General features: G+C 62.6%; 23 protein-coding genes. 8 read left to right on the forward strand and 15 right to left on the reverse strand.

Annotated features, from left to right (window positions below):
* Positions 1-328: SUMF1/EgtB/PvdO family nonheme iron enzyme (locus AAF563_22160; GenBank protein ID MEM7123997.1), on the forward strand; the 328-nt coding region annotated here is incomplete at its 5' end.
* On the opposite strand, the gene AAF563_22165 is transcribed toward AAF563_22160, so the two are convergent.
* Positions 286-639: a hypothetical protein gene (locus AAF563_22165; GenBank protein MEM7123998.1), complete on the reverse strand. Its 354-nt coding sequence runs from the start codon at positions 637-639 to the stop codon at positions 286-288. The genes AAF563_22160 and AAF563_22165 overlap by 43 nt on opposite strands.
* A 186-nt stretch (positions 640-825) precedes the next feature.
* Here AAF563_22165 and AAF563_22170 point away from each other — a divergent pair, with 186 nt between their 5' ends.
* Positions 826-1,581, forward strand: a complete 756-nt coding sequence (locus tag AAF563_22170; protein ID MEM7123999.1) for a hypothetical protein — start codon at positions 826-828, stop codon at positions 1,579-1,581.
* 461 nt (positions 1,582-2,042) lie between these two features.
* Here AAF563_22170 and AAF563_22175 read toward each other — a convergent pair whose 3' ends face one another.
* Positions 2,043-2,561 (reverse strand): YHS domain-containing (seleno)protein, encoded by a 519-nt coding sequence (locus tag AAF563_22175; protein ID MEM7124000.1) that lies wholly within the window; start codon positions 2,559-2,561, stop codon positions 2,043-2,045.
* 95 nt (positions 2,562-2,656) lie between these two features.
* Complete coding sequence (hutI, locus tag AAF563_22180; protein ID MEM7124001.1) at positions 2,657-3,883, reverse strand: imidazolonepropionase; 1,227 nt, start codon at positions 3,881-3,883, stop codon at positions 2,657-2,659.
* 133 nt (positions 3,884-4,016) lie between these two features.
* Between hutI and AAF563_22185 the strand changes: the two genes are divergently transcribed.
* A complete protein-coding gene (locus tag AAF563_22185; protein MEM7124002.1) occupies positions 4,017-5,390 on the forward strand; it encodes a formimidoylglutamate deiminase in 1,374 nt (457 codons plus the stop codon).
* 384 nt (positions 5,391-5,774) lie between these two features.
* Here AAF563_22185 and hutH read toward each other — a convergent pair whose 3' ends face one another.
* The gene (gene hutH, locus AAF563_22190) at positions 5,775-7,310 is read right to left on the reverse strand and encodes a histidine ammonia-lyase (GenBank protein MEM7124003.1); all 1,536 of its coding nucleotides are present in this window, start codon (positions 7,308-7,310) and stop codon (positions 5,775-5,777) included.
* A gap of 153 nt (positions 7,311-7,463) precedes the next feature.
* On the opposite strand from hutH, the gene AAF563_22195 reads away from it, so the two are divergent.
* Together AAF563_22195 and AAF563_22200 are read left to right on the forward strand one after the other, a co-directional pair.
* A complete protein-coding gene (locus AAF563_22195) occupies positions 7,464-8,990 on the forward strand; it encodes a trimethylamine methyltransferase family protein (GenBank protein ID MEM7124004.1) in 1,527 nt (508 codons plus the stop codon).
* Positions 8,991-9,117: 127 nt separating this feature from the next.
* Positions 9,118-10,647 carry a trimethylamine methyltransferase family protein gene (locus AAF563_22200; GenBank protein ID MEM7124005.1) on the forward strand — a complete coding sequence of 510 codons (1,530 nt, stop codon included), beginning with the start codon at positions 9,118-9,120 and terminating at the stop codon, positions 10,645-10,647.
* 156 nt (positions 10,648-10,803) lie between these two features.
* Here AAF563_22200 and AAF563_22205 read toward each other — a convergent pair whose 3' ends face one another.
* The 3 genes from AAF563_22205 to AAF563_22215 are packed head-to-tail and all read right to left on the reverse strand — an operon-like array spanning position 10,804 to position 12,650.
* Positions 10,804-11,037 (reverse strand): hypothetical protein, encoded by a 234-nt coding sequence (locus AAF563_22205; protein MEM7124006.1) that lies wholly within the window; start codon positions 11,035-11,037, stop codon positions 10,804-10,806.
* Between the two features lie 15 nt (positions 11,038-11,052).
* Positions 11,053-12,327: a hypothetical protein gene (locus tag AAF563_22210; GenBank protein ID MEM7124007.1), complete on the reverse strand. Its 1,275-nt coding sequence runs from the start codon at positions 12,325-12,327 to the stop codon at positions 11,053-11,055.
* 32 nt (positions 12,328-12,359) lie between these two features.
* Positions 12,360-12,650, reverse strand: a complete 291-nt coding sequence (locus AAF563_22215; protein ID MEM7124008.1) for a hypothetical protein — start codon at positions 12,648-12,650, stop codon at positions 12,360-12,362.
* A gap of 150 nt (positions 12,651-12,800) precedes the next feature.
* Here AAF563_22215 and AAF563_22220 point away from each other — a divergent pair, with 150 nt between their 5' ends.
* Positions 12,801-13,718: an SMP-30/gluconolactonase/LRE family protein gene (locus tag AAF563_22220; GenBank protein ID MEM7124009.1), complete on the forward strand. Its 918-nt coding sequence runs from the start codon at positions 12,801-12,803 to the stop codon at positions 13,716-13,718.
* Positions 13,719-13,758: 40 nt separating this feature from the next.
* On the opposite strand, the gene AAF563_22225 is transcribed toward AAF563_22220, so the two are convergent.
* Entirely contained in the window at positions 13,759-14,805 is a 1,047-nt protein-coding gene (locus tag AAF563_22225) for a tetratricopeptide repeat protein (protein ID MEM7124010.1), read from the reverse strand.
* Between the two features lie 199 nt (positions 14,806-15,004).
* On the opposite strand from AAF563_22225, the gene AAF563_22230 reads away from it, so the two are divergent.
* Together AAF563_22230 and AAF563_22235 are read left to right on the forward strand one after the other, a co-directional pair.
* Positions 15,005-16,261, forward strand: a complete 1,257-nt coding sequence (locus AAF563_22230) for an MFS transporter (protein MEM7124011.1) — start codon at positions 15,005-15,007, stop codon at positions 16,259-16,261.
* Positions 16,262-16,268: 7 nt separating this feature from the next.
* The gene (locus tag AAF563_22235; protein MEM7124012.1) at positions 16,269-16,688 is read left to right on the forward strand and encodes a DUF1801 domain-containing protein; all 420 of its coding nucleotides are present in this window, start codon (positions 16,269-16,271) and stop codon (positions 16,686-16,688) included.
* A 6-nt stretch (positions 16,689-16,694) separates the two neighbouring features.
* On the opposite strand, the gene AAF563_22240 is transcribed toward AAF563_22235, so the two are convergent.
* From AAF563_22240 to AAF563_22270, 7 genes are all read right to left on the reverse strand, one after another.
* Complete coding sequence (locus AAF563_22240; GenBank protein ID MEM7124013.1) at positions 16,695-17,597, reverse strand: DMT family transporter; 903 nt, start codon at positions 17,595-17,597, stop codon at positions 16,695-16,697.
* 131 nt (positions 17,598-17,728) lie between these two features.
* Entirely contained in the window at positions 17,729-19,255 is a 1,527-nt protein-coding gene (locus AAF563_22245; protein ID MEM7124014.1) for an ABC transporter substrate-binding protein, read from the reverse strand.
* Between the two features lie 123 nt (positions 19,256-19,378).
* Positions 19,379-20,386 (reverse strand): ABC transporter ATP-binding protein, encoded by a 1,008-nt coding sequence (locus AAF563_22250; GenBank protein MEM7124015.1) that lies wholly within the window; start codon positions 20,384-20,386, stop codon positions 19,379-19,381.
* On the reverse strand, positions 20,383-21,369 hold the full coding sequence (locus AAF563_22255) for an ABC transporter ATP-binding protein (GenBank protein MEM7124016.1): 987 nt from the start codon (positions 21,367-21,369) through the stop codon (positions 20,383-20,385). The genes AAF563_22250 and AAF563_22255 overlap by 4 nt, the downstream gene beginning before the upstream one ends.
* Positions 21,366-22,199, reverse strand: a complete 834-nt coding sequence (locus AAF563_22260) for an ABC transporter permease (GenBank protein ID MEM7124017.1) — start codon at positions 22,197-22,199, stop codon at positions 21,366-21,368. The genes AAF563_22255 and AAF563_22260 overlap by 4 nt, the downstream gene beginning before the upstream one ends.
* Positions 22,200-22,231: 32 nt before the next feature.
* The gene (locus AAF563_22265) at positions 22,232-23,170 is read right to left on the reverse strand and encodes an ABC transporter permease (GenBank protein MEM7124018.1); all 939 of its coding nucleotides are present in this window, start codon (positions 23,168-23,170) and stop codon (positions 22,232-22,234) included.
* Positions 23,171-23,207: 37 nt separating this feature from the next.
* The gene (locus tag AAF563_22270) at positions 23,208-24,092 is read right to left on the reverse strand and encodes a proline iminopeptidase-family hydrolase (protein MEM7124019.1); all 885 of its coding nucleotides are present in this window, start codon (positions 24,090-24,092) and stop codon (positions 23,208-23,210) included.
* Positions 24,093-24,124: the final 32 nt, after the last annotated feature.

Below are 24,124 nucleotides of genomic sequence, written 5' to 3' on the forward strand. Positions count from 1 at the left end.
GCAAAAGGCCGCGCGCGGCACCGATGGGCGCATGTTTCCGTGGGGCGACGAATGGGATCCCAATCTGGCGAATACCCATGATGCCGGGCCGTTCACGACCGTACCCGTCGGCTCATTTCCCGAAGCCGCCAGCCCTTACGGCATGCTGGACGCCGCCGGCCAGGTTTTCGAATGGACGACGACCTTGAAGCGCCCAGGCCGTTACTGGGTCAAAGGCGGGTCATGGGATGACCGCGGGTGCGGCGTGTGCCGGCCAGCCGACCGACACAGCCGCCCCGAGGACATTCAGCATATACTCGTCGGGTTCAGATTGGTGCTCGAACCCTGAGCCATCCGCATGGGACCGGCCGGCGGCGCTTCAAGCGCCAACAGGTTCCGCTCCTCGGCGGCTTCGTAGGACGTGGTCCCGCGATCACCAGCGCCCGGCAGGCCGGCCAAGATCGGCTCCGGCTGCCAGCCGCCGCGCGGCACTTCCACGCCGTGCAAGGCGATATCTGCCTGGTGTGAGTTTTCGTCAACACAGGCTATCGCCTGACTGGCCACCGACGTTGAGTCGCGCCATCCCCAAACAGCGATGATGGCGAAGGCCAGCGCGGCCACGACGAGCCATGCGCCTAAGACTTCACGTATCGACTGCATACCCTATCTCCAATGTGCTGCGGCCTCACTTGGCCGCTGAGGCCTCACCTGACCTCGTGGGTGGCATCCATATGGTCATCAGCACTACGCAAGAAAAGGCTCAAACGATCATCGCCCAGTCACATATGCTTCACGTAATCGATCACAATCTTGAAAGCGGGCGAAACTCACGCCATCCTCTCGCGCATGGCTTTACCAGAAACCGTCAAACCAGGACTTGAAGTCGAGCTTCCGCGACGGGTCCAACTCGAAGACCTCGACCGCAGCGATCTCGAAGAGATGCTCGAGGCCGGTCGCGACGTGCTCGAGTGCTATCGGGTGCTGCGAAAGAACGACGACAATGTCGTCGGCGAGCTGTTGCGTGATGTCGAAACCTTTTACCAGTGGCAGCACTATCCAAAGGGCGACATCTTCGACAAGGAGACCGGCAGCCAGTTCTATTATCACGCCCATCCCAAGGCGAGCCGGCCTGGCGAACACGGCCATTTCCACACGTTCATGCGCGCCAAGGGCATGCCCAAGGGTACCGAGCCCGTACCTTATGACGGCGACAAGGTTTGGCCCTTGGGACCGGACGCGCTAAGCCACCTGATCGCCATCTCGATGGATCCGAAGGGGTATCCCATCGGCATGTTCACGGTGAACCGCTGGGTCACCGGCGATACCTGGTACGCGGCCGAGGACGTGGTGAAAATGGTCGACCTGTTCGAAATCGACCACGCGCGCCCCTCCTGGCCGGTCAACCGCTGGGTGACGTCGATGGTGCGTATGTTCCGTCCGCTGATCCACGACCTCGTGCGCGAGCGCGATCTGGTCATGGAGGCATGGCGCGACAGCCATCCCGACACGGACATCTATGCCGACCACGGTCTGGAGATCACGTCGGCCAGCACGATCTCCGTCGAAAAACAGATCACGCGTATCCGAAGTCTGCTCGCCTGAGCTTTTCCGGCATCAACCTCCGTTCCGCATGGGCATGGCCCATCGCGGCATCGCGCGCCGCGCAAACAAGTGGCGCCGTCTCCGGGAGGGGGAATCGGAGACGGCGCCTATGACAAAGACCGAAATGGTGCGGCGAGAACCCTAAGGGGACGGGGTGGGTTCCACCGCTAACCGGGGAAAATCCAGGGGAGTCTATTCCCCCCGGCCAACGACGCTGCGAGTCGTCTTTCGGCCTTCCTTGCCCCCACATATGTCGATCCGATGCCGCTTCTACAAGACCAAGAATCGCGCCTCGCATCGATGTGATGGGACATTGAGCAGATTATTTTGGAAACCACAGATTTGACTGTGGAATCATCATCTTCGGTCGGCTGATCGCGTTGCGAATTGCCACGCTTTTGCCCGATTTTCCTAGCGTGCAAAGCGCGGCGCCCCACAACCTAAACGACCGTCGGCGAATGTCAGTCGGTCACGCCGTGCCACGGCGAATCCGGCTTACGGCTGAACGTCGCGGTACCGTCGGCAACCTCAACCCGGACGGTCTCCCAATGCTGGGCGCCGCGCGCAATGCGCCCATCCATGCCCGACGTCCACTGCCGCTGGACCTGCTCGTCCCAATTCAAATAGAGCTTGCCGTCGACGACACGCCAAGCGGTCGCGGGGTCGACCTCCGCGGCATACTCGCCGACCGATAGGGCATAGGCGCACCATCCGCCGAACTGAGGCGCATGGGCCTCGGGATCCGCGATAAAACGATCGCGGTTTTCGGCACTGGCGAAATGCCACGTCGCGCCGTTCCATTCGTGACTGAACACGGGATCACCCTTTATGGCTTCACCTTGGGTGAAATAAGCAACGGTGTCATAGCCGTCGATGGCAATGCCGTCGGGCGTCACATTGACCGCGCTGCCGGCCTGCGCCCCGTGGGTCGCCAGCACCACCGCCAGCATCACACACACCGTCACCATCAGTCGCCGCATGTCCGGTCCCTCCTCATCCACGTCACACGCCCATCATCGGTCATACCGGCGGCTATTCGCCAATTGCCCGTGGCCACTGATTCGATAGCCGCCTGCTATCGTTGAACAACAATGTCGCCATGGCGCACGGCGCGGTAAAGTGGGTTGCGGCCGACCCAATACGCGAGGTCGCCAGGACGGTCGATGTCCCAGACGGCGAGGTCGGCAGCCTTGCCCGCCTCCAGGGTGCCGTGGGTCGCGGCCATGCCGAGCGCGCGCGCCGCGTTGCGCGTGACACCGGCCAGTGCCTCTTGCGGTGTCAGGCGGAACAGCGTCGCCGCCATGCTGAACATCAGCAGCAGGGAGAGGACGGGCGAACTGCCAGGGTTGGCGTCGGTTGCGACGGCGATTGGCACGGCCTTCTCGCGTAACAGATCGAGCGGCGGCAGCTTGGTTTCGCGCAGAACATAGAATGCGCCGGGCAACAGCACCGCCACGGTGCCGGCCTTCGCCATCGCGTCGACACCGTCGGGACCGAGATACTCCAGGTGGTCGGCCGACAGCGCGCCGCATCGCGCGGCCAGTGCGGCGCCGCCCATGTCGGAGAGCTGTTCGGCATGTATCTTCGTTGGCAAACCGAGCTCACGCGCCTTCGTTAAGACACGCTCCGTGTTGGCAAGATTGAAGCCGATGGTTTCACAAAACACATCGACTGCGTCGGCGAGCCCGGCGCCAGACGCCGCGGGCATCATGTCATCGACGACACAATCGATATAGGCGTCTTCGCTGTCTTTGAACTCCTCGGGCAAGGCATGGGCGCCGAGGAACGTTGTCTTGATCGTCACCGGACGCAAGGTGCCCAATCGGCGCGCCGCTGACAGCATCTTCAATTCGCTATCGCGCGTCAGTCCATAGCCGGATTTGATCTCGATGGTCGTGACGCCTTCCGCGCGCAAAGCATCAAGGCGCGGCAGCGCCAGATCGACCAGTTCGTCTTCGCTGGCTTCCCGCGTTGCGCGCACGGTCGAGAGGATGCCGCCGCCGGCCAGTTGCAACTCCGCATAGCTTGCGCCGTTGAGACGCATTTCGAATTCCCGCGAACGATCGCCGCCGAACACGAGATGGGTGTGGCAATCGATCAGACCTGGTGTCACCCAACGGCCGTCGCCTTTCCACACGTCGCGCGCCAGTGCCGACGGCCGGCCCGGCAGTTCACTGACCGGTCCGGCATAAACAATCTTACCGTCGGCGATGGCCAAGGCGCCCTCCTCGACAGCGCCATAACCTTCTTCGCTTTCGGCCATGGTCGCTAAACGCACGTCGATCCAGAGCGTATCCCACATGGTTGCCACGCTTTCCTTTTCGCGCATGAAGTGGCACGCTTATGCCGCTTTGCGCCGCTGCGCAAGGTGTCGACAGACAAGGTGGTGGTGGTTCCGCGCCGCGTGATACAGACCGGCGCGAGATTGGGGAGCCATGGATTTTTTTGCCAAGTCCGCCCTTTTATCCAGGGGCTGGGCACAGGATGTTTTGTTGCGAACCGACGACGACGGGTTGCTGAGTGAGGTCCGCAGCAATGCCCGGCCGACACGCGCGTCGCTTCGTCTGGCCGGTCCGGTTCTACCCGGCATGCCGAACCTTCATAGCCACGCGTTCCAGCGCGCCATGGCCGGCCTTGCCGAGAGCGCCGGCAAAGCGCCCGACAGCTTCTGGACCTGGCGCGAAGTGATGTACCGGTTCGTCACCCGGCTCGACCCCGAACAGCTCGGCGCGATCGCCGCGCAGCTTTATTTGGAAATGCTCAAGGCCGGCTATACGTCGGTGGCGGAGTTTCACTATCTGCATCACCAGCCCGGCGGACGTCCTTATGACGACCTGGCCGAAATGGCGAACCGGATCGTGCGCGCCGCACAGCAGACCGGCATCGGCCTGACGTTGTTGCCAGCGCTTTACGCATATGGAGGCTTTGGCGGCAAACAACCGGCGCGCGGCCAAGCCCGCTTCATCAACGGCGCCGATCGGTTCCTCCGGCTCGTGCAGGAACTGAAGGCGCGCCACGACAACAAACCGAACATGCGTATCGGCATCGCGCCGCACTCCCTTCGCGCGGTCACCAAAGGCCTTTTGTCGGAGACACTGACCGGCTTGAACCGAATGGATGACACCGCGCCGGTCCACATTCATATCGCCGAACAAACGCGCGAGGTCGAGGAGTGTCAGGAGTGGTCGGGCATGCGTCCGGTGACGTGGCTCTACAACCACTTTGATGTCGGGCAGCGTTGGTGCCTGGTGCATGCAACGCACATCAACCGCATGGAAGCCTGGATGGTCTCTAACAGCCGCGCAGTCGCCGGACTGTGCCCGACCACGGAGGCAAACCTCGGCGACGGCATCTTTCCGCTCGGACTCTACATGCGTGGCGAAGGCTCGTTCGGCATCGGCTCCGACAGCCACATCTCGGTCAGTCCGATCGAGGAACTCAGGTGGCTTGAATACGTGCAGCGGCTGCGCCGGGAGATCCGCAATGTCGCGGTGACCGATCGCCAGCGCCATGTCGGCATGCGGCTATGGCACGACACCGTCGCCGGGGGCGCCCAGGCGTTGGGGCAACCGGTGGGCGGCCTGAAGGTAGGCAACCGCGCCGACTTTATCGTCGTCGATGGGAGCCATCCGCTGCTCATCGGGCGCGACGGCGCGACACTCGTCGACTCTCTTGTCTTCTCCGGCAATCAGAATCCCATCACGGACGTCTTCGTCGGCGGCGAACAGGTGATCACCGAAGGCTCTCACGAACGCGAGGAAGCCATCACGCGCCGGTTCCGGCGCGCGATCAATCAGCTGCACGCCTAGTCTCGGTTCGGCGCACAACGCTCGGTCGGTGCTCTCCTGCAATTTGAGAACCATTCTGCAACCACAACATGTCAGCAAAACTGGCAAACTATGACGCCAGTCTCACCGTTCCCACTCGCATAAGTTGCGAACCAGATCTACCTTGAACCAAGCGATGCTCTATCCCGGGTTGCAACCGGCCATGTGGCCGGCGGCGCCATCGGTGTGAGCGACGTAAGAAGACAGAATCTGGAGGGACTTGGATTATGTCTCTTGGACGCCGAGACGTTTACGACCGCCGTGGCGAACCACGAACGGACATGCTGCAACGTTCAAACCTTGTCTTCGGAGACAGGGACACATCGGTCACCGGGCTGATCCGCAGTTGGGACTTGGGAAGCGACTTCAGGTACCTGCCGCGAACAAGGTCTCGGGCATGAAATGCCGGAAGCCGCCATCGCGCACCAGTGACGCGATAGCGTCGATGTCGGGCGCGAAGTAGCGGTCTTCTTCATAGAACGCCACACGCTCGCGGATCAGGTTCATCGCATCGGCTAGCCTGGCCGAGGTTCGAAGCGGCTTCCTGAAATCTATGCCCTGCGCTGCCGCCAACAGTTCGATCGCGGTGATGGCCGCTGCATTGTCGGCCATGGCCAGCAGACGGAAGGCACCATGGGTCGCCATGGAAACGTGGTCTTCCTGATTGGCCGAGGTCGGCAGGCTATCGATGCTGGCGGGCGCCGCTTTCTGTTTGTTCTCGGCCGCCAACGCGGCGCCGGTCACCTGCGCGATCATAAAGCCGGAGTTGACGCCGCTGTCCTCGACCAGGAAGGGCGGCAGGTTGCTCATTCTGGCGTCGGTCAAAAGCGCGATGCGCCGTTCGCTCAGCGAGCCGATCTCGGCCAGCGCCAGCGCCAGGTTGTCGGCGGCAAGCGCGATCGGCTCGGCATGGAAGTTGCCGCCGGAGAGCACGTCACCTTCCGCGGCGAACACAAGTGGATTGTCGGTAACACCGTTCGCCTCTCGCGTGATGACGTCGCCGGCGAAACGGATGTGGTCGAGACATGCGCCCATCACCTGTGGCTGACAACGCAGTGAGTACGGATCCTGCACGCGGTCGCAGTCGACATGGGACTTGCGGATCTCGCTGCCGTCGAGCAGCGCGCGGTAGATCGCCGCGATGTCTTGCTGACCCTTTTGTCGCCGCACCGCGTTGATGCGTTCGTCGAACGGTGCATCACTGCCAAGCGAGGCATCAATGCTCATCGTGCCGGCGATAACGGCGGCGGCGAAGACGTCATGGATGGCAAGGAGCCCGCCGGCCGCGAGCGCGGTCGAAACCTGGGTGCCATTCAGCAGCGCGAGACCTTCCTTGGCGTCGAGTTCAAGCGGTGTCATGCCGAGCGCGGCAAGCCCCTCCTGTGCCGGCATTGCTTCGCCAGCCACCTTGATCGTGCCGACGCCGAGCAGTGCCGCCGACAGATGGGCCAAAGGCGCGAGGTCGCCAGACGCGCCGACCGAACCCTGCTGGGGCACGCTTGGCAGCGCATCGGCGTTGTAGAGCGCCATCAATACCTCGATGACCTCGCGCCGGCATCCGGAGAAACCTTGGCTCAGCGCATTGATCTTCAGCGCGAGGGTGCGGCGCACGACGGTATCGGGCAGGTCGGGGCCGACGCCCGCCGCATGGCTCAGCACGATCCGGCGCTGCAGATCGCGCAGGCGATCGTGCGAGATCGATGTGCTGGCCAGGCTGCCGAAGCCGGTGTTGATGCCGTAGACGCGATCCGTTCCGTCGGCGACCGCCTGAACCAGGCCGGAAGCCCGTTCAACCGCGGCCCAAGCACCCTCATCCACCGTAAGGCGGTTTCCCGCACCGCCGAGCACGGCGATATCGCTGAGCGTGAGCTGGCCGGGCACCAGCCGAAAGTCGTTGGTCATCGTTTCGCCCTGCACCACCTTGGGCATCGCATGATCTGCGAGGCCGGAACCATCCGCTTAAACCTGCGATTGCGTCAGCGCAAGCTAGTTTACATGGCTCGATTGCGGCCTTAGCGTCATCGTCTAAAGGGTTCTGTTCAAAGGACAACATACATGACAAGAGAGCGGTCGCGGCGGCGTGAGCGGCGCAGCAAGGGGCAAGGCTTTCACCAACTGCCCTGGCGGCGGGTGACCAACCCGTTCCCGCCGCTTGAGGCCGTCTCCGCCGACGAGCTCCAGATGATCCAGGATCGATCTCTGGATGTCCTGGAAGATATCGGCATTGAGTTTCTAGAGGACCGCGCGCTCGACATTCTTCAAACGGCGGGCGCCGATGTCGACCGAGGCAATCGGCGCGTCCGGTTCGACCGAAATCTGGTCACCGAAGCCGTTGCCAAGGCGCCGGACCGTTTCACGCTTCATGCCCGTAACGCCGAACGCAATCTGGAGATCGGCGGCAACGCGATCGCGTTTTCGCCCGTCGCGAGCCCCCCTTTCGCGGCTGATCTGGACAACGGCCGGCGCGAAGGCAACTTCGCCGACTACCAGAATTTCCTGAGGTTGGCGCAGAGCCTGAACATCCTGCACCTGGTCTGCGGCTATCCCGTCGAGCCGACGGATCTGCCGGCGCCGACCCGGCATCTGGATTGTTACGCCGCCTTCGCGCGCCTGACCGACCGGGCCTGGCATGCCTATTCCCTGGGTCGCGACCGCGTCGAGGACGCCCTCGACATCATCTGCATTGTGCGCGGTATCGATCGCGAGCAACTACTGCACGAGCCGAGCGTGGTCACCGTCGTCAACGCCAACTCGCCGCTGCGCTATGACGGGCCGATGCTGGATGGCCTGTTACGCATGGCCGACCATCACCAGCCGGTCATCGTGACGCCGTTCACCCTGTGCGGCGCCATGGCGCCGGCGACCGTGGTCGGCGCGCTGACCCAGCAGAATGCCGAGGCGCTGGCCGGCATAACGCTGATCCAGCTCGCCAACCCCGGCGCGCCGGTGATGTATGGCGGCTTCACCAGCAATGTCGATATGAAGTCGGGCGCGCCCGCCTTCGGCACGCCGGAATACACGCGCGCCGCGCTGATCGGCGGCCAGCTCGCCCGGTTGAACAGCGTGCCCTATCGCTCCAGCAACACCAACGCGTCAAACGCGCCGGATGCGCAGGCCGCCTACGAATCCCAGATGTCGATCTGGGGTGCCGTCATGGGGCACGTCAATCTGATGATGCACGGCGCCGGCTGGCTGGAAGGCGGGCTGGTGGCAAGCTTCGAGAAGATGATCATCGACGTCGAAATGCTGCAGATGATCGCCGAGGTCTTGGAGCCGATCACGGTCACGGACGCGGAGATCGGCATCGAGGCGATGGCCGACGTTGGTCCCGGCGGCCACTTCTTCGGCACCCAGCACACGCTCGATCGTTACGAAAAAGCATTTTACGAACCGGTCGTCTCGGACTGGCGCAACTTCGAGAGTTGGGCCGAAGCCGGCAGTCCCGATGCCGCCCAACGCGCCAACGCCATCTGGAAACAGCTGCTGGATGATTACAGTCCACCGCCAATGGACCCGGCCATCGACGAGGCGCTCGAGGACTTCGTCACGCGACGCAAGGCCCAGTCCAAGGACGCCGCCTGACCTGCTCGACCCTTTTTTGGGCGTGGCGTTTTCGTGACCAAAGGTGACGCCCTGGTGCTTTCCAGCGACATGGCGCGCTCCCTAGCCTTTCGCCGACCCTTGGTTAGGAACAGTTCAGGCGGATCCCATGGCGCGACGCACATCAAGACGCCAAGCCGGCGGCAGGACCAAAGGCGCTCTGCATCAACTGCCCTGGCGCCAGGTCAGGAACCGTTTTCCTCCCGTCGATATACTAAGCGCCGATCAGATCGAGCATATCCACAACAGCTCGCTCCAGGTGCTCGAGGATCTGGGCATGGAGGTCATGGGCGAGAATGCGCGGCGTCTTCTGAAAGACGCGGGCGCCGATGTCGACGACGCGACCATGCGCGTCCGCTTCGACCGCGCCATGGTGATGGAGCAGATCGACAAGGCGCCATCTGAGTTCACCATCCACAGCCGCAATCCCGACCGCGACGTTGTGTTCGGTGGCAACCATGTGGTCGTCACGCCGGTGAGCAGCACACCGAACTGTTCCGATCTTGACCGCGGTCGTAGGCCCGGTTGCTACGACGACTTTTGTGATCTCCTTCGCCTATCGCAAAGCCTGAACGTCGTCCATTACTATGGCGGCTACCCGGTCGAGCCGCAGGACCTGCCGGTGCCAACCCGGCATCTGGATTGCTACATCGCATTCATCACGCTGACCGACCGGGCGTGGCGCACCTATTCGCTGGGCGGCGACCGCTGCCGCGACGGTGTTGCCATGAACAAGATCGCGCGCCAGATCGACGACGACGAGATGCGCGCGAAGCCTGGCCTGATGACCATGATCAACACCAACTCACCGCTACGCCTGGACGGGCCAATGAGCGAAGGTCTGATGGAGATGGCCCACGCCGGTCAAGGTGTCGCGATCACGCCGTTCACATTGTGTGGTGCGATGGCGCCGGCGACGCTGGCCGGCGCCCTGGTGCAGCAGAACGCCGAGGCGTTGGCCGCACTGGCCCTGGTGCAACTCGTCAATCCCGGCAATCCGGTGATGTATGGCGGTTTCACCAGCAATGTCGACATGAAATCCGGCGCGCCCGCCTTTGGCACGCCGGAATATGTCAAGGCGACACTTGCCGGCGGTCAGCTCGCGCGCCATTACGGCATTCCCTTCCGCACCAGCAACGTCAACGCGTCAAACGCGCCGGACGCGCAAGGCGCTTACGAATCCGGCATGTCGCTGTGGGCGGCGTTTCTGGCCCACGGCAACATGATCCATCACGGTGCGGGCTGGCTGGAAGGCGGCCTGGTCTCCAGCTTCGAGAAGGTGATCATCGACGCTGAAATGCTCCAGATGATGTTCGAAACGCTGGAGCCACTGGAAGTGAGCGACGACGCGATCGGGCTCGATGCCATGCGCGAGGTCGGACCGGGCGGTCATTTCTTCGGCGCCCAACACACGCTGGAACGTTATGAGACCGCATTCTACGCGCCCATGCTGAGCGACTGGCGCAACTTCGAGACCTGGTCGGAAGCTGGCAGCCCGGACGCGGCGCAGCGGGCCAACCGGATCTGGAAACAGCTGTTGGAGAGCTACGAAGAGCCGCCTCTCGATCCGGCGATCCGCGAGGAGCTCGACGCCTATGTCGCGCGTCGCAAGGAAGAAGGCGGCGCCGAAGACAGCTAAGGACTTTTGATCGTTCGATTCCGTTGCCGGCCCGCTCCCCCCCCTCCCTCCGGGGCAAAACGCCGGGAGGCGTTTTCGCCGAGGCCACCCAGGGCAGCACCCTCGGGGTGGTCGGGAGGGGAGCGGGCCGGCGATGCGGGCTAACCAAAAATCACGCTAGCGTACTTCGCCGCCTTTGGTGTCGAGTTCGCGTGCATCCGGTCTGACGGCGCGCATCACGGCGTCGAGCAGAAAGCTCAGGACGAACCAGGTCGCCAAGAAGGCGATGCACTCCAGCAGGAATGACTGGAACTTGTAGAAGAGTTCCGCGATCACCAGCGCGGCCAAGCCGCCCGGCGCCTCCTTGATCAAGAAACGGCGCAGACCTTGCGACCTGATCATCTGATGCATCGCTTTCCTCCTCCTCTAAGCGTTGGCCCAGCGCTCGACGGCGGCCCGGTCGCGCTCGCGACCGAAGTGGACGACGCGCGGCTCGATGCTATTGCGCGTACCACCACCGCGCAGGGTGAAACCGCTCGCGATCCAGGTCAGGCCATCGGGCGAATGGCGGCGCACGGCGAGGTAATCGCCCCACTTGCCGTCGATCGGGCCGTCGGTGCCGTTGCGGGTCGAGCGTAACTGCCAGCCGTTCGAGTAGTCGTCCCACATGCCGACAAGGTGGCTGGGGTGAACGCTGCCGCCACCCATAAAAAGTGTCACGCCAACATGGCCGCGATCGTTCGGCGCGGCCTCAGGATAGGCAAACGCGATGCGCCGGTTCCAGATGTCCGGTTCGTCGATCACGTCCTTGGTGTCCTCATCAAGGCGCACGACGCGCACATAGGGGCGTGGCCGTGCGGTGCCCAGCCGGTTGGCCGACCACATGATGCCGATCTGACCGTTGGCGACCCAGGCGCCGGTGATGCGCGAATCGCAGCGGGCCAGCCAGTTCCGCCCGTCCGGTCCCGGCGCGCTGTACTGGCCGGCGGCCCAGAACGAGATGTCCACATCGGTAACCGACACGTTGGGCGAATCCTCCGGCCACGAAAAGACACGGAGCTGCCGGTTCGTGTTGTGGCTGACGATGTGCATGACATCGCGCGCGCCCTGGACACAGCGCAGCGAGAAATTTGATGTCGTCTGAAAGTGTGTCTGTGTCAGCTGGCCATTCGACGCCAGCTCATCAAGCGACAGGCGGAAAACGACACAACGCGTCCAGCGATTGTTGGAAACACGAAACAGATTCGATCCAACATAGAGGTAATTGTTCGACAGGGCCGCGTGATTGTAGTCGAACCATTCGCCCTGCCAGGCGCTGTTAACGTTGCCGGGCTTCAGGTCCCACCAACGCCACGTGTTGTTGCCCAATGTCGCGCCCTGCTTCACGGCAATACGCAACGTGTTCGTGTTGTTGGCGGTGATGTATTGCAGGATCCAGAACAGCAGATCGCGGCCGGGATCGTAGATCACCGTCTGGTCGCAGCAGAAACCGCCGTCGACAGGCGGCAAGAGATTGAACGGGCTGATGTTGGCCCATGTCGCGCCGTTGTCGAGCGAGCGCGTCGCGTACCAGTTGCCGGTCAGGAAGATCTGCTGGCCGTTGTTGGCGATGCTCGGCTCGCCGACGGTCGAGGTTTGGCCACCGGTATCCGCGTCCGCCAAGCCGACGTTGCGAAACATCACGAAGTCACTGGGCGGCATCGCCTGGACCCCCTCCTCCAGTCATGGCGTCGTCAGTCGTTGCGACGCGGGCGCGCTCGTTTTTTCATACCCAACGGTTTGTCGGCTTCGGTCTCCGCGACCTTCGGCGTCGAGACCCGGCCCCTCGGTTTGCCATCGAGTTTTGGTCCGCCGGCGCGCCGTTTCGTGCCGATCTTTTCCTGGCGCGCCTCGAGTTCATCAGCACCGAGAAGATCGGCTGCCTTGGCGCGGGCGCGAACACCGGCCTTGCGCGCACGCTTGGCCTTGCCAAGCGACCCTTCGCTCGCCCGGATGGTCGGACGTTTACGTGTTTTCTTTGCCATGTGTCCCCCGCCGCTGCGTGGCTGCGCCGACACCGTTAAAGTGTACCCGCACAGAAGGCAGAGTCCAAGCCGGTGGCGGCGCGAAAACCCCGTAGTTTGCGCGATGTCGCGGCTGTGGCAGGCTGCCGCGGCGCAACATAATGAGGTGTTATGGCCGACACGGATTTTGAGATTCTGGACCCGGCTTTCGAGCGTCTTGTGAACACAAGCGCGCGGGTCGAACGGCTATGGGGCCGCGGCCGCTGGACAGAGGGACCGGCCTATTTTCCGGCATTGCGGTCACTTGTCTTCAGCGACATTCCGAATGATCAGCTTCTGCGCTGGGACGAGACGACCGGCAAAACCGGCGCGTTGGTTGCCGGCGCCGGACGTTACACCAACGGCAACACCGTCGATCGCGAAGGCCGTCTGATCAGTTGCGAACACGGCACGCGCCGGGTTACGCGCACCGAGCATGACGGCTCCTTGACGGTGCTGGTCGACCGGTTTGAAGGCAAACGCTTCAACAGTCCGAACGATGTCGTTGTGAAGTCGGACGGCTCGATCTGGTTCACCGATCCCGCCTATGGCATCGACTCGAACTACGAAGGGTATGAGGCCGATCCGGAACTGGACGGCTGCTATGTGTATCGCCTGGACCCGCAGTCCGGCGCCTGCCGCATCGTCGCCGACGATTTCTCGCGTCCCAACGGCCTTGCCTTTTCTCTCGACGAAAAGAAGCTCTTTATCGTCGACAGCGCGGGCACCGCACACGGCAAAGGCGAAAAGCACATGCGCGTGTTCGATGTCGGCGACGACGGCAGCTTAACGGGTGGTTCGGTGTTCGCCAGCTGCACGGCCGGCGGCTTTGACGGATTCCGTTTCGACAACCGGGGCCGCATCTGGACAAGTGCGGGGGATGGCGTGCATTGCCTGGACAGCACCGGAAAGCTGCTGGGCAAGATTCTGATACCCGAATGCGTCTCCAACGTTTGTTTCGGCGGTCCCAAACGTCACCGCCTGTTCATCACCGCGACGACGTCGCTCTATAGCGTGCTGATGCCGGTCACTGGTTGGAAGACGTTCTAGAGCCAATTCACGCGATTTGTTAGAGCCGATCTGTGCCTGTTCAGTACCAGTCGACGCGGTGCCAGCTGCCGGGACCGAGCGTGCCGACCATGTTGAACGTGTCCCTGCCCGGCACCTCATAGGTGCCGCCGTCGGTCCAGGCACTCGTCTCCGACGTCATCTTCCAGCTGCCGTCCTTGGCAGAGAAGGTGCCGCTGTGGCCGAACACGTCTTCCTGATAAAACACGTAGGTGCCGTCGGCGGCGATATCGAGGGTCCAGCGCTTCCAATCATTGCCTTCGAAGATGTAGAGCTCCCATAGCCCGACCACTTGACCCTCGACCGGCCCATCGACCGCGACCAGCGGCTCGCCGAGCTCTTTGAGCCTGACCTGCGCATCGTAGTGACCCATGTCGGCGGCCATGCGGTACCAACGAACGGCTTCGGTGTAGTCGGGTTCAATGCCATCGCCATAATAATAGGTGTCACCGAGGTCGTAGGGCGCGTCATAGTGTCCTTGTTCAGCGGCGGCTTTCAGCCAGCGGATCGACTCCGCCATGTCGATGTCGGCGCCTTCGCCCAGATAGTAGACCCAGCCCATTTCATACTGGGCATCCATGTGACCCTGCTCAGCGGCCATCAGGGTCCATCGGGCCGACTCGGCGAGATCGAGCGGCACGCCCTCTCCGGCGTAATACATGCTGCCCAGCGCGAACTGCGCTTCGGCATGGCCTTGCTCGGCGGCCTGGCGCGTCCAATGCGCCGACTGCTTGAGATCGACCGCTATGCCGTCGCCCCAATAGAGCATCTCGCTGTACTGGAACTGCGCGTCCGCATGACCTTGCTCGGCCGCTGCCAGGAACCACTTGGCCGCCTCGTCATAGCTCTGTTTGGTGCCCATACCATCGAAGTAGAGGAAAGCCACCTCGTACTGGGCATCCGCGTTGCCAGCCTCGGCCTCGGCCAGATACTCGGTGAAGGCAGTCTGATAGTCGCCTTGATTGTACGCCTGTTCGGCCTCGACCATGCCGGCGCTGGCGGGCAGCGACGAAACCCCCAAAACGACCAACAGGACACCAAGAAATCGAACAACGGCTTGCGGCATCATGACCTCCCTCACCGCGCCACCCGCTCGCGGTGGCGATCGGCGCTCCTCGACGACATTAGACCATTCGCGAAAGATCCGCACACGTGACATTCCTGCACACGCCGCCTAGAACGGACGCCACCTGGGCGCAGCGCTGCCGAAACCGGTAGATCGGCATTGTGGCCGGCAGGCGGCATCGCGGTGATCTGAAGGGGGCTGCATGGCATCTGGCAAACCGACCAACCGACGCGTCGTTGCCGCCGGTTTAGTCGGTAACGTGCTGGAGTGGTACGATTTCGCCGTCTATGGCTACCTGGCACCGGCCATCGGCTATCTGTTCTTTCCCTCAGACGACCCCACGGCATCGCTTCTCGCGGCCTTTGGCGCCTTCGCCGCCGGATTCCTGATGCGCCCGATTGGCGGCATTCTGCTGGGCCATATTGGTGACCGGTTCGGGCGTCGACGCGCATTGACGATCTCCGTCGCCATGATGGCGGTCCCGACATTCCTGATGGGCGTACTGCCGACAACGGTGGATATTGGCGTCGCCGCGGCGTTTGTGCTTGTCATCATGCGCATGATCCAGGGCCTTGCGGTGGGCGGCGAATACATCGGCTCTTTCGCGTTCCTGGCCGAACGGGCGCCAAAGGGTCGCAAGAACTTCTATACGGCGTGGAGCCTGGTGGGCGGTATCATGGGCACGCTGATGGGTTCAGGCGTCGCCGCCTTCTTCGCCAGCATCACGGATGAAGCGGCGATGAACGAATGGGGCTGGCGCATCCCCTTTTTGTTGAGCGCGGTCGTCGCCCTGCTCGCCTTTTTCATTCGTCGCAGCATCCCTGACGAAACCATGCCGGCCAAACCGAAAAGAATGCCGGTTGTGGAAGCGGCGCAGACGAATTGGCCGCAGATCCTGCAAGTCATTGGACTGACGGTGATAACGGCAATCACCTTTTACACCATCTTCATCTACGTTGCCGCCTGGCTGCCTCAGCAGACCAGCATGTCGCATGCGCAGGCGCTCGACATCAACACGATCGCCCTTTTGGTCCTGCTGGTCGGCATCCCGAGCGCGGGATTGCTGGCCGACAGATTGGGGTGTCGGTGGACCTTGATCATCGGATCGGCAAGCTTTGTGTTGTTATCCTATCCCCTGCTGTTGCTCATGCATCACGACAGTTTCACGCTCGCTCTTGCCGGCCAGGCCGGGCTGGCGGTTGTCTTGTCGATCTACGCTGGGGCGATGCCGGTTTCCATGGCCGACCTCTTCCCTCGACACGTCCGCATGAGCGCGATGGGGCTCAGCTACAACGTGACCTATGCGGCCCTGGGCGGTACGGCGCCACTTGTCGCCGGCTGGCTGGTCGGCTCTACCGGCGATGCCATGGCGTTCGCCTGGTACATGATCGCGGCCGCGGTAGTCTCATTGGCCGTCACGTTCACCTTGCCGAAGGCCCTGGGCCAGAAGCTGGAGTAGCCGTTTCGTGGCAGACATAAAGACCACCAGGAACGACGCCAGCGTCGACGCCTTCCTTTCCGGCGTCGACAACGAGAAGCGACGCGAGGATTGTCAGGCTGTTGTCGACATGATGCGCCGCCTGACCGGCGAAGCACCGGCCATGTGGGGGCCAAGCATCATCGGCTTCGGCAGCTATCACTATACGTACGACAGCGGGCGCGAAGGCGACTTCTTCCTGACCGGTGTGTCGCCGCGCAAGCAGGCATTGACCGTCTACATCATGCCGGGCTTCAGCAGCTATGACGGCCTGATGACCAAACTTGGCAAACACAAGACCGGCCGCTCCTGCCTCTACATCAAGAAACTGGAAGATGTGGATTTGGGCGTGCTGGAGGAGTTGATCACCAAGTCCGTCGCGTGGATGCGCAAAAAGTACCACGCCTAGGTTCTCTCAGGCTGCTCTCCTGCCCGGCAACATCACCAGCGCGACGCCGATGACGGTCAATACCATGCCAGCGATGCCGATCGGCGTCAGGGTTTCGCCCAGCATGATCCAGGCCATGGCGGTCGCTGTCGGCGGCACCAGGAAGAACAGGCTGGTAAGGCGTGACGCCTGACCGTGCCGGATCATGATGGTCAGAAGCGTGATCGAGATCAGTGACAGGAAGATCGCGACATAAAGCAGTGCCAAGACGAAATCGGTCGTCCAGTTGATGCTTTGATCCTCAAAGATCAGGGCCAGGGGCGCCAGGACGACAATACCCATGACAAACTGGATCGTACCACCGGTCCTGGGATCCATGTGCGGACAGAAACGCTTCTGGTAGAGCGTGCCGACGGTGATGCAGATCAGCGCGACAAACGACCAGCCCATGGCCATCGGCGTGCCGAAGCCAAGCTCCAGCTTCTTGGCGACGACCATCGCGACACCACCGAAACCAAGCGCCAGGCCGAGCCACTGGCGCGGGCCGACTCGTTCGCCCAGGAGTGGTCCGGCGACGATCGCGGTCAGGATCGGCTGCAGGCAAACGATCAGGGCCGAGACACCGGCGCCGACGCCCATCGCCATGGATACCCAGGCGCCGCCGAAGTAGCCCGCTTGCATGAAGACGCCGGTCACCGCGATGTGGCCGAACTCGCGCCTGGACTGGGGCCAAGGCGCGCGCATGGCCAAGGCGATGCTCACCATGAGCACCGCGACCAAGGCAAAACGCATGGTCAGGAAGGTCAACGGTTCGGCGTCGCGCACGCCGACCTTCGCGGCGATGAAGCCACTGGACCACAAGACGACAAAAAGTGCCGGAATGAGCAGCGTATAGCGGTTGTCGGCCGTGGCCGGGCTTGACGTGGACATCGGACCGAAACCGGTTCTAAGGAGGGAATGTCATTCTACTGGCTAACGCGCCAGGAAGGAATGCGATCGCATCAAAAGAAAGAGGCGCCGGGCTTGCGCGCCGGCGCCTCGAGATTACATGGCGTCGACGGTTATGACGCCGGATCGATGGTCACTTCTTCCAGCATCATCCGGCCAAGCGGATTTTGCATGAAGCCGTGAACGTTGGACCGCGAGATGTTGCGGAACGGGCTGTAGTAGAGGTCGATCCAGTTGACGTCGTCCTTGGCTTGCGCCTGGATCTCGTAATAGATCGCCTGACGTTTGTCGTGATCGAGCTCGACCCGGGCCGCGGCGACCATGTCAGCGACATCCTGGTTCTCGTACCACGTATAATAGTTGAGATTATCATCCATCCCGACGCTGAAGGTCGACTTCTGATCGGGATCGATGATGTCGTTGGTCCAGTAGCCGACCGTGAGGTCGTAGTTACCGCTGGTCAGCTCGTCCCAGAACTGGCTGGGATCAACCTTGACGATGTTCACGTCGACGTCGATCTGGGCGAGCTGATCCTTGACCAGGATGGCGGTCTGCTCCTCGACCTTGTCGCCGGCGGAGACCATGTAGGTCAGCTCCAGATCCTCGATGCCTTCGGCATCAAGCATCTCGCGCGCCTTGTCGGGGTCGTAGGCATAGGTCTCGTTGTCGGGGTTGTAGTGAAGCGCGCCCAGCGGCAGGTACGAGTTCGCCGGCGTGCCGAGGCCGAAGGTTACGACATCGACGATGGCGCCCTGGTCAACCGCCATGTGCAATGCCTGCCTGACAGCCTTGTTGTCGAGCGGGGCGTGCGAGTGATTGACCAGCAGATGGTCCTGACGGGTCGACGGGTCCAGATGCACGTTGATGTCGGGATCGGATTCCAGATCCGTCACGCGGTTGAACGGGATGAAGATCGCGGCATCCAGTTCACCTGCCTGCACCTTCAAGATGCGCGTGTTGTCGTCGGCAATGGCGTGCCACTCGACACCGTCAAGTTTCGGCAGGCCCTCTTCCCAATAATGTTCGTTCCTTTCCAGAACGACTTTCACGCCACGCTCCCACTCCTTCAGGCGGAACGCGCCGGCGCCGACCGGGTTGGTGTTGAAGTCGTCACCCAGTTCAGTCACCGCGTGTTCCGGCACGATCGCGGCCGAGAACATGGCGAGTGTCGCGAGGAAGGGCGCGGAGGGTTCGTTGAGCGTGATCGCCACGGTCTTGTCGTCAACCGCATCGACCGACTTGATGATCTGGTACATCGCGCCTTGAACCGATTCCGGATCGTCGCGCAGACGTGTCAGGCTGAACACGACATCACCGGCAGTCACGTCGGTGCCGTCAGAGAACTTCGCGTCGCGCAGGTTGAACGTATAGACGAGGCCGTCATCAGAGATCGACCAGCTCTCCGCGAGGTCGGGCTCCAGATTAACGCCGTCCATGGACCGGACCAGGAAGGCGTTCATGTTGTTCATGACCCAGATGTCCAGGTTCTGGATCGTCTTGACCGGATCGAAACCGGTGCTGTCGGCGTCGCGGCCAATTCTCAGAACACCGCCATCGGCAAAGGCGCTTGTCGCTGCCGCAACGGCGAGACCGGCGGCCAGCACCATGGCGGATGCCGCACGCATCAATCGTCGTGTCATGTTTCTCCTCCCCACATGGTCAAGTGACGGCACTGCACGCATGTGCACGTCCTGCTTGTTAGAGCGTTGGAATGCTCAAGTTGTATACTTTCACGACATCGGGTCGGACGCAAAGCCCTTTGACTATACGGCTGCTCTCAATGTCGCGGCATCGGGCGCGTGGAGGTGGCAGCGCACCGCCTGGGGCCCGACCCGATGGCTGGGCGGCGGCGGATCGCTCTTGCAAACCGGCATGACGTGGGAACAGCGCGGGTGAAACGGGCAGCCCGCCGGCATCTGCATTGGGCTGGGCGGTTCGCCCTTTGGCAGGTCCTGCGCCAAACCGGCATCCGCATCCATCACCGGAATCGCGGTGATCAGCGCCTGGGTGTAGGGGTGTTGGGGGTTGTTGAAGACATCTTCCGACGGCCCGTACTCGACAATCTGGCCGAGATACATGACCGCGACCATCTGACACATGTGCCTGACGACGGAGAGGTCATGGGAGATGAATACCATGGTCAGGTCGAGCTCGCGGCGCAGCGCCATGAAAAGGTTCAAGATCTGCGCCTGGATCGAGACATCCAGCGCAGAGACCGATTCATCGGCGATGATCAGATCCGGGCTGACGGCAAGCGCACGCGCGATGCCGACGCGCTGACATTGACCGCCGCTGAGGCCCGCCGGCTTGCGATCGATCAGGTCCGGCGTCAGACCGGCATGGATGACCAGTTCACGCACGCGCTCGTCGATCTCCTCTCTCGGGCACAGGCCGTGCACGCGCAGCACCTCGGCCAGTGTCTGGCCGACCGTCAGTTTGGGGTTCATCGAGGCGTGAGGATCCTGAAACACCATCTGGGCGCGACGTCGAAACGCCAGGAGGTCCTCGCCCTTCAGGTCCAGAACCGACTGGCCATCGAAGATCACGTCGCCCGACGTTGCTTCGGTCAGCCTCAGGATCGCCCGGCCCAGGGTGCTCTTGCCGCATCCGCTCTCGCCGACTAGACCCAGCGTCTGCCCCTTCTCCAAGGTCAGTGACACGCCGTTCACCGCGCGAACAACACGATGCGGCGCGCGGACTAGAACGTCGGCTAGATCGCGTTCGACGGGAAAGTGGACGGTGAGATCGCGGACCTCGAGCAGTGCCGTCATCGTCCGGGCTCCAGGGCCTGCCATTTGATGCATGCGCTGACATGGCGCTCGGCGACCCCGACCAGTGGCGGCACGGCACCCTGACATGCCGCGTCACCATAGGCACAGCGCGGGTGGAACCGGCAGCCATCCGGTAGCCTGCTCAGCGACGGCGGCTGTCCGGGGATCGACGGCAGCGGCTCGTGCGGTGTCATCCCGCCAGGCTGCGACTCGGTCAGGCCCTTGGTATAGGGGTGCAGTGGGTGTTCCAGCAGTACGCGCTTGGGCGCGCGCTCGATGATACGCCCGGCGTACATGACCGCGACCGTGTCGCAGGTCTGCGCGACAATGCCGAGATCATGGGTAATCAGAATGATGGCAAGCCCGGTTTCGTCGCGCAGTTCGAGCAGCAAGCGCAGGATCTGGGCCTGCACGGTGACGTCGAGCGCCGTTGTCGGCTCATCGGCGATCAGCACGGCGGGATCGCAGGCAAGCGCGCCGGCGATCATCGCGCGCTGGCGCATGCCGCCGGAGAACTCGTGGGGGTAAGACGCGATGCGCGACGCGGGGTCGGGGATGCCGACCTGGCGCAGCCTTTCAACGGCCTCGCGAAGCGCCTCCTTGCGCGTCAAACCGCGATGCACGCGCATGGTCTCGGCAATCTGATCGCCAACTGTCATCACCGGATTGAGATGGGTCAGCGGGTTCTGAAAGATCATACCGATGCGGCTGCCGCGCTGCTCGCGCATCTCAGCTTCGCTCTTGGTCGTCAGCTCCTCGCCCGAAAGCTTGATCGAACCGCCAACGATGCGCGCGCGCCGGCTGGGCAGCAGACGGATAATCGCACGACAGGTGACTGTCTTGCCGGAGCCGCTCTCGCCGACCAGCCCCAGCACCTCTCCTTCGTTGAGGTCAAACGAAACGCCGTCAACGGCGCGCAGGGTGCCGTGGTCGGTCGAGAACGCCACGACGAGATCGCGCACGTCCAGGATAGGCGCCATCAGTCACGCACCCCGAGCTTCTCGCCCAATCCATCGGCAAGCAGACTGAAGCCGAGCGCCAGGATGACGATGGCGATGCCGGGGAACGTCGTCACCCACCACGCGGTGGTCATGAACTGCTGTCCCTCGGCGATCATGACACCCCACTCGGCCGTTGGCGGCTGCACGCCCAGGCCGAGATAGCTGATGGCCGATCCCGCCAGGATGACGATGACGACGTCCGACATCGAAAAGACAATCGAGGGCACAAGCGCGTTGGGCAGGATGTGGCGGAACATGATGCGGCCGTGGCCATAGCCCAGATTGCGCGCGGCCATGACGAACTCGCTGTTCTTCAAGACCAGCACCTGGGATCGCACAAGGCGGCAATAGGACACCCAGCCGACCAGGGTGACAGCGATATAGAAGCTGTGCAGGCCTGGCTGCAGGATCGAGATGATGGCGAGCATCAGGACGTAAAACGGGAACGCCATGGTGACGTCCAGCAGACGCATCATCAGCGTATCGACCCAGCCACCGAAATAGCCCGAGATCGCGCCAAGCGTCGTACCCAACAGAAACGGAAAGAGCACCGCCAGAATGCCCATCTGAAGATCGATGCGGGTGCCGTGAATGACCCGCGATAAGACATCTCGGCCGTAGTTGTCGGTGCCCAGCCAGTGTTCCCAGCTCGGCGGCTGCAGAACGATCGAGAGATCGTGGGCGTTCGGCGGGTACGGCGCGACGACATCGGCCAGGAGTGCAAGCAGGGCCCAGAACAAGACGAGGATGATGCCGAAGCGCAGCGTCAGCGGCAGCCTCGCGAAGCCGCGCCAGTCCGGCAGCCGGGGTATGGCGCGCGTGCTTGACGGCCGTTCGGCGAGGCTCACAGCTTGATCCTGGGGTCGAGGGACACGGTCGCGACGTCGACCAGGAAGTTGATCATCACGGTCGCACAGGCGAAGACCAACGTGATCATCTGCACGATCATGTAGTCGCGCGCGAAGATGCTCTGCACCAGCAGCGAGCCGAGTCCGGGTACGGAGAACACGGACTCGACGACCACGGTGCCACCGATCAACCAGCCCAGGTTGACGCCCAGCAGATTGATCGTCGGGATCAGCGAGTTGCGGAAGACGTGGCGGACAAAGATCCATCGCGCCGGCAGACCCTTGGCCCGCGCCGTCGAAATGTGATCGCTGTCGAGCTCGGCGAGCAGGCTGGCGCGAAGGTTACGCGTCAAGACCGCAGACAGCGCCAAGGCAATGGCGAAGGATGGCAGAAACAGCGAATGCAGATGGCCGAAGAACCCCTCGCCAAAACCGGACACCGGGAACAGGCCGAGCCAGACGCTGAACACGATCATCAGCATGATGCCAAGCCAGAACACCGGAAACCCAAGGCCGGACGTGGAGAGCACGCGGATCAGGTGATCCGGCAATCGCCCGCGGTAGAGCGTCGCGACGATGGCGAGTGGAATGGTGAACAGCAGCGCCAGGGTGACGCCGTAACCCAGCAGGAAGAGCGTCGCCGGCAGCCGGTCGAAGACGAGCTGCAACACGGGCACCTTGTAGACCACCGAGACACCCATCTCGCCCTGGGTCAGGTTCTCCAGGAAATAGACGTATTGCAGCCACACCGGCTGATCGAGCCCGAACTCCGCGCGGATACGCTCGATCGCTTCGGGTGTCGCCTTGCTGCCCAGCAGCGTTCGCACGGGGTCGCCGGGAATGCTGTGCACCATGACAAAGGTGACAATGCTGATCCCGAAAAGCACGGGTATGAGTTGGATGGGGCGACTGAGGACGAACTTGAATCGACCCATCAGTCGGCACCTTTATGTGTCCCGTCGGACTCCATGATCAACGATTGCGGCCGAGGAAATCGAGCAGCGCCGTAAAGAATGCATCCGGCTCTTCAAAGAACGGCGTGTGGGAGCTGTTCGGGAAGACGTTGAGCTCGGCATTGGGCAATGCGTTCTTCATCTTCAGAGAACAGGCCGGGGTCAGTTCGTCATGCTGTCCGACCATGATCAGGGCCGGACAGGTGATGCGGTGCATGTCGGGGATCCGGTTCCAGTCTTTCAGATTGCCCGTGTAAAGAAACTCGTTGGGCCCCTGCATGGTGCCATAGACGTTCATGTTCCAATCGTTGAGCGAGCGCAGCAGCGGCGCGGGATACTCTTGCAGACGGCAGACGTGGCGGTAGTTCAGCACCGTGATCGCCGCCTGATATTCCGGATGGTCCAGGGTGTCTTCAGCCTCGTGGCGCTGCATCATCGCCACCGTCTCCGGACCGAGCGCCGCGCGGTGACGCTCCAACTCGCTGACCAGGTGCGGCATGTCGCCGCAGGTGTTTTCCAGAATGATCGTCTTCAAGTTGTCTGGATAGGTGACGCCGTACTCGATGGAGAGCCAACCGCCCCAGGACTGGCCGACCAGGTGCACCTTGCCGAGGTCGAGCGCGGTGCGCACCGTCTCGACCTCCTCGACATAACGCGTGATGGTCCACAGCGACTTGTCGTCGGGTTTGTCGGACTTGCCGCAACCCAACTGGTCAAAGGCGACGACACGGTAACCGTGATCGGAGAGGAAGGAGTGGCTGTCACGCACGTAGTCACATGGCAGGCCGGGCCCGCCGTTCAGACACAGCAGCACATCATCGCCGCTACCGAAGCTATAGGTGACAACCTTGTAGCCATCGACCTCGACGTCGACGACAGCATCGGCCTCTTTCTCGTACCACATGATCGCCCTCCCCGGCTCTGCCGTCTGGCGAC

The sequence above is a fragment of the Pseudomonadota bacterium genome (genome assembly GCA_039028155.1).
In the GTDB taxonomy this organism is placed as follows: Bacteria; Pseudomonadota; Alphaproteobacteria; order SP197; family SP197; genus JANQGO01.

Bases quoted from the DNA above. Each gene is read 5' to 3' on its own strand.
- AAF563_22210 (MEM7124007.1), bottom strand. From the start codon at position 12,327: ATGCCGCCCAGTGACTTCGTGATGTTTCGCAACGTCGGCTTGGCGGAC.
- AAF563_22175 (MEM7124000.1), bottom strand. From the start codon at position 2,561: ATGCGGCGACTGATGGTGACGGTGTGTGTGATGCTGGCGGTGGTGCTG.
- AAF563_22250 (MEM7124015.1), bottom strand. From the start codon at position 20,386: ATGACGGCACTGCTCGAGGTCCGCGATCTCACCGTCCACTTTCCCGTC.
- AAF563_22240 (MEM7124013.1), bottom strand. From the start codon at position 17,597: ATGTCCACGTCAAGCCCGGCCACGGCCGACAACCGCTATACGCTGCTC.
- AAF563_22245 (MEM7124014.1), bottom strand. From the start codon at position 19,255: ATGACACGACGATTGATGCGTGCGGCATCCGCCATGGTGCTGGCCGCC.
- AAF563_22195 (MEM7124004.1), top strand. From the start codon at position 7,464: ATGACAAGAGAGCGGTCGCGGCGGCGTGAGCGGCGCAGCAAGGGGCAA.
- AAF563_22185 (MEM7124002.1), top strand. From the start codon at position 4,017: ATGGATTTTTTTGCCAAGTCCGCCCTTTTATCCAGGGGCTGGGCACAG.
- AAF563_22165 (MEM7123998.1), bottom strand. From the start codon at position 639: ATGCAGTCGATACGTGAAGTCTTAGGCGCATGGCTCGTCGTGGCCGCG.
- hutH (MEM7124003.1), bottom strand. From the start codon at position 7,310: ATGACCAACGACTTTCGGCTGGTGCCCGGCCAGCTCACGCTCAGCGAT.
- AAF563_22265 (MEM7124018.1), bottom strand. From the start codon at position 23,170: ATGGGTCGATTCAAGTTCGTCCTCAGTCGCCCCATCCAACTCATACCC.
- AAF563_22220 (MEM7124009.1), top strand. From the start codon at position 12,801: ATGGCCGACACGGATTTTGAGATTCTGGACCCGGCTTTCGAGCGTCTT.
- AAF563_22205 (MEM7124006.1), bottom strand. From the start codon at position 11,037: ATGCATCAGATGATCAGGTCGCAAGGTCTGCGCCGTTTCTTGATCAAG.
- AAF563_22170 (MEM7123999.1), top strand. From the start codon at position 826: ATGGCTTTACCAGAAACCGTCAAACCAGGACTTGAAGTCGAGCTTCCG.
- AAF563_22200 (MEM7124005.1), top strand. From the start codon at position 9,118: ATGGCGCGACGCACATCAAGACGCCAAGCCGGCGGCAGGACCAAAGGC.
- hutI (MEM7124001.1), bottom strand. From the start codon at position 3,883: ATGTGGGATACGCTCTGGATCGACGTGCGTTTAGCGACCATGGCCGAA.
- AAF563_22215 (MEM7124008.1), bottom strand. From the start codon at position 12,650: ATGGCAAAGAAAACACGTAAACGTCCGACCATCCGGGCGAGCGAAGGG.
- AAF563_22230 (MEM7124011.1), top strand. From the start codon at position 15,005: ATGGCATCTGGCAAACCGACCAACCGACGCGTCGTTGCCGCCGGTTTA.
- AAF563_22225 (MEM7124010.1), bottom strand. From the start codon at position 14,805: ATGATGCCGCAAGCCGTTGTTCGATTTCTTGGTGTCCTGTTGGTCGTT.
- AAF563_22270 (MEM7124019.1), bottom strand. From the start codon at position 24,092: ATGTGGTACGAGAAAGAGGCCGATGCTGTCGTCGACGTCGAGGTCGAT.